Genomic DNA, 1,643 nt, shown 5'->3' on the forward strand with positions numbered 1-1,643 from the left:
TCTGGCCCGAAAACACGGCGTTAGCCAACGCGTGGCAACATCTCAGCGGCGTTCACGCCGCTGAGATCGGGGTCTGGCTCTTCGGTTGGAGTGCTGTGGGTGTCAGGCGGCCGCTCCGCCGGTGTCGAGGGGTTCGAGGGTGACGCGGTAGCCCAAGCGTTGCAGCCCGCGGATATGGCTGGATATCTGCCGTTTGTGGTGTACGCGGGTGTCGTAGTAGTCGACGCCCAGTTCCTCGTAGTCGAGGGCAGGATCGGATAGGAGGGTGTGTGCGATGCTCAGGATGGTGTTGCCGCATGCGACCTGGGCTTTGGGTTTGCCGCGTCGCCGGGCGATACGGCGGTAACGGGCCCCGATACGGGTCTTGGATCGGCCGGCGCTGACGGTCACCTCGCCCAGCACCCCGGCCACATACCGATTGCCCCGCCCCTTGGAGTTACGGCCCTTGCGCTTGCCGGCCGACTGCTTGACCTGGGGACAGAACTTGCACCACGACACCAGGTGCCCCGCCGTGCGAAAGACGCTCATGTCCGCGCCGATCTCGGCCAGCAGGTCCTGCGCGGCGATGCGTCCCATCCCAGGGATGCCGTCGAGCTGGACGACCTGCCGTTCAAAAGGGGCGATCAGCTCCTCGATCCGGGAGGTCAGCCCGTTGATCTGAGCGGTGATGTGATCGATGTTGTCCAGCATCATCCGCAGCACGAAAGCGTGGTGGCCGGTGAAGGTGTCCGCGCCATCCAGCGCCTCCTCCAGCGCGAGGATCTTGTTGCGCATCTTGCCGCGCGCCAACTGCGCCAGAGCCTTCGGATCACGCTGCCCGCCGATCAGTGCCTCCATGATGTCGCGGGCCGACACCCCGTGCAGGTCCGACACGACCACCGACAATTTGATCATGGCGTCTTCGAGAAGCTTCTCCGAGCGCTGCTTCTCCCGCGACCGTTCTTCGATCAGATGCCGCCGATAGCGGGTCAGCGTCCGCAACCGGCGAATCTCCTCCGACGGCACGAAACAAGATCCGACCCCCATGCCTCGCTCCGTGACCTTGGCCAGCCACACCGCGTCACACCGGTCGGTCTTGGGACGACCGGGCAACGCCTTGACCTGCTTGGCATCCAAGAGCTCACACGCGAATCCCTCGGCCTCCAGCCGAAAGAACGGAGCCTTCCAGTAATCGCCGGTACTCTCCATCACCACCGTGTTCACGCCCCAGCAGCGCAGCCAGTCCGCCAACGCGACGATCTCCTTCTTCGTCGTCCCGAACGTCCGCACCTCCTGGGCACGACGCTGCCGATCACGGTCGGATGGCACCCGGATACACACCTCCACCATGCCCTTGCCGACATCCAGGGCAGCGACCCGCTCCACATGCAACGGCTCGTCCTCGACCTCCTGCACCACATCCACCTCCCTCATCTTCCGACCCCGGCGAGACGGCGGCCGTCCGGGGAAACCAAGGGCGATAAGCGGAAGTCTGGCCCGCGTGCACGAAGCGACAAGGAACGACCCTCAAGAAATCAGGCTCCCAGCGTCAGACTCATCCTCGGGCGCAACCGGCACCAAGAAACCACGACGTCACAGACGGCCACCAGGCCCCATTTTCACGCCGGAACCGGCGTCCCGCAGCGATATGAAGGACTCATCCG

The 1,643-nt window shown here is 64.8% G+C and carries 1 protein-coding gene; it reads right to left on the minus strand.

Annotation, left to right across the window (positions count from 1 at the left end):
• Positions 1 to 102: 102 nt before the first annotated feature.
• Positions 103 to 1,404, minus strand: a complete 1,302-nt coding sequence (locus ACIBVN_RS60845; protein ID WP_397152043.1) for an IS110 family transposase — start codon at positions 1,402 to 1,404, stop codon at positions 103 to 105.
• Between the last annotated feature and the right edge of the window lie 239 nt (positions 1,405 to 1,643).

It is taken from the genome of Nonomuraea sp. NPDC049400, from assembly GCF_044466425.1.
In the GTDB taxonomy this organism is placed as follows: domain Bacteria; phylum Actinomycetota; class Actinomycetes; order Streptosporangiales; family Streptosporangiaceae; genus Nonomuraea.